The organism is Streptomyces sp., from assembly GCF_031178505.1.
Taxonomy (GTDB): domain Bacteria; phylum Actinomycetota; class Actinomycetes; order Streptomycetales; family Streptomycetaceae; genus Streptomyces; species Streptomyces gulbargensis.
Map to the genome: position 1 here is coordinate 1 of NZ_JAPSIW010000746.1, position 3,390 is coordinate 3,390.

Annotated in this window: 2 protein-coding genes; both read left to right on the plus strand. The window is 77.7% G+C overall.

Annotation, left to right across the window (positions count from 1 at the left end):
* The coding region (locus RIF68_RS31600; protein WP_309054695.1) for a condensation domain-containing protein at positions 1-2,110 on the plus strand (2,110 nt) is incomplete at its 5' end.
* 171 nt (positions 2,111-2,281) lie between these two features.
* The coding region (locus RIF68_RS31605; protein ID WP_309054696.1) for an AMP-binding protein at positions 2,282-3,390 on the plus strand (1,109 nt) is incomplete at its 3' end.

Below are 3,390 nucleotides of genomic sequence, written 5' to 3' on the forward strand. Positions count from 1 at the left end.
CGCGGAGCCGCCCTTCCGGGCCACGCTCGTCACCGACACCGGGGCGACGACCGGAACGGCCGGCCCGACGGCCGCCACCGGGGCCACGGGGCCGGCCGCCCCGACCGGCAGGGCCGGGTCTCCGGGCGCCGCCGGGACCACCGGTGCGACGGGAGCCGCCGGGACGGCCGGTGCGACGGGAGCCGCCGGGACCACCGGGTCTCCGGGTTCCACCGGGACCACCGGTGCGACGGGCGCCGCCGGGACGGCCGGGACGACCGGGACCACCGGGACCGCCGGTACGACGGGCGCCGCCGGGACGGCCGGGACCCCCGGCACGCCGGACACTCCCCGCACCACCCGCACCCCCGCCCCCCAGACGCTCGTCCTGCTCGTCCACCACATCGCAGGCGACGGATGGTCCACGTCCTGCCTGCTCGCCGACCTCGACACCGCCTACCGCGCCCGCGCCGGGGGCCGCGCCCCCGACTGGCAGCCGCTTCCCGTCCAGTACACCGACTACACCCTCTGGCAGCGCGAACTCCTCGACGGGCCCCACGGCGTCGCCGCCGAGCAGCTCGCCCACTGGCGCGGCGCGCTCGACGGCATGCCGCCGCTGCTCGCCCTGCCCACCGACCGGCCCAGGCCCCCGGAGAGCGACGGCGCCGGCGCCGTCACCACGTTCGAGGTCGGCGCCGCCACCCACCGCGCCCTGCTGCGCTGCGCCCGCGCCCAGGGCGCCACCCTCTTCATGGTCGTGCAGGCCGCCCTCGCCGCCCTCCTCACCCGGCACGGCGCCGGCACGGACATCGCCCTCGGCACCACCGTCGCCGGGCGCACCGACCACGCCCTGGACCCGCTCGTCGGCTTCTTCGTCAACACCCTGGTGCTGCGCACCGACACCTCCGGCGACCCCGCCTTCACGGACCTCGTCCGCCGGGTGCGCGACGCAGGGCTCGCCGCCTACAGCCACCAGGACCTGCCCTTCGACCGGCTCGTCGAGCACCTCAGCCCGCACCGCTCCGCCGCGCACGCGCCGCTCGTCCAGGTGATGCTCCAGGTCCACGCCGCCGGCGGCCCGGCCGGCCGGCGTACCCCGTCCGTCCTCGACGGCGAGCCGGTCCCCTTCACCGGCACCGGCGCCAAGAGCGACCTCACCTTCGCCCTCACCGAGCTGACCGACGCCGACGGCGGCCCCGGCGGGCTGCGCGGCGCCCTGGAGTACGCCACCGCCCTCTACGAGCCGGACACCGCCCGGCTCCTCGCCCGGCGTCTGACCGAGACCCTCGACGCCTTCGCCGCCGACCCGGACGCCGCCCTCTCCGAGCCCGCGTACGCCGACGTCCCGCCCCCCGGCCGCCCGCACGGCACGGCCGCGCCCGGCGGCGGGCCGACCGTGCTCGACGAGCGGGGCCGCCCCGCCCCCGTGCGCGTGCCCGGCGAACTGCACAGCACGGAGCCGGACGGCACCCCGCGCGCCACCGGCCGGCGGGCGTACGTCGCCGCCGACGGCACCCTGCGGCCCGTCGCCACGCTCACCGCGGGCGGCTACCCGGTGGAACCGGGCCGCGTCGAGGAGACCCTCCTCGCCCACCCGGCGGTGACCGGGGTGAACCTGGAGGTCCACGACGACCGCCTGCACGCCTCCGTCACCCGCGCCCCCGGCGCACGTACCACCGAGGCGGAGCTGCTGACCTGGGCGACGCGGCGGCTGCCCGAGTACCTCACCCCCGCCCGCGTCACCGTCGACACCGGCGGTCTCCGAGGGCCGGCGCGGGACACGGAGAACACCGCACCCGCCGACGCCCGGGAGGAACGGCTCCTCGCGCTCTTCCGGGACGTGCTCGGCGGTCGGCCCGTCGGCCGGGACGACAACTTCTTCAGGAACGGCGGCCATTCGCTCCTCGCCGTACGGCTCCTCAACCGCATCCGCGGCGAGTTCGGCCAGGACCTCACCCTCAAGGACGTCTTCCGCAACCCGACGGCCGCCACGCTCGCCCGCCGCCTCGCCGACGCGGCCGGGGAGACGCCCGGGACGCGCGACGCCTCCCGTACGCCGTCCCCGGGTGCCCCCGGCCGGGCCCCCGCCCTCGCCCGCCGCACCCGCGCCGGCGCGCGCCGTACCCCCTGACCCGTACCCCCTCCGCACACGCGACCGGCAGCTCCGGGCGGCTCCTTCTGCCGCCCGGAGCTGCCGCGTCTCCTGCCCCGGACGGCCCCGGCCCGCCCCTAGCGTGGAGGGCACGGAGGCGAGAGGAACCGTTCGCCCCGGTCTCTCTGCCCCTTACCGGAGGAACTCGGCATGACCCCCAGAACGGACGACCTGCTCGACGGCGGACCCTCTCCCGCCACCGCCCCGCCCGTGCTCGACCTGATCGCCCGGCAGGAGCGGACCCGCCCCGGGGCCACCGCCCTCGTCCACGGTGACGCCCGGCTGAGCTACGCCGAACTCGGCGCCGCCGTCCGCGCCCGGGCCGCCGTGCTCGCCGCCCAAGGCGCCGGACCCGGCCGCCTCGTCGCCCTCCACCGGCCGCGCGGTACCGACGCGATCGTGGGCCTCCTCGCCGTCCTCACCACCGGGGCCGCCTACCTGCCGCTCGACATCCAGGCACCCGACGCCCGCAACGCCGCCATCCTCCGGGACGCCTGCGGCGACGCCGCCCCCGCGCCGGCCGAGGTCGCCCGCCATGGTGAACTCGTCCTCGACGGGCCCGGCGCCGGCGAGGACGCCGCCTACGTCATCTACACCTCCGGCTCCACCGGCACCCCCAACGGCGTCGTCGTCGCCCACGACTCCCTCGCCCACTTCATCGCCGGCGCCACCCCGGCCTACGGCATCGACGCCGACTCCCGGGTCCTGCAGTTCAGCCCCCTGCACTTCGACGCCAGCATCCAGGAGATCTTCTCGACCCTCGGTGCCGGCGGCACCCTCGTCCTGCGCACCGACGACATGCTCGACGTCGGCGAACTCCTCGCCGGCTGCGCGCGGCACGGCATCACGCTCCTCGACCTGCCCGCCGCCTACTGGCACGAGCTGGTGTACGTCCTCACGACCGGCTCCGTCCGCCTTCCCGCCTGCCTGCGCACCGTCATCATCTACGGCGAGGCCGCCCTGCCCGAGCGGATCGCCCAGTGGCGCGGCCTCGTCGGGGACGCGGTGCGGCTGCTCAACGCGTACGGGCCGACGGAGACCACCGTCGTCGCCACCGTCGCCGACCTCACCCGGCACACCGCCGGCCCCGTCCCCATCGGGCGGCCCCTCGCCGGCGTCCGCGCCGCCGTCGTCGCCGGCGAGCTGTGGCTGCTCGGCGGCGGCCTCACCCGCGGCTACCTCCACCGCCCCGAACTGAACGCCCGCCGCTTCACCGAGCTGGACGGCGAACGCGCCTACCGCACCGGTGACCTCGTCAG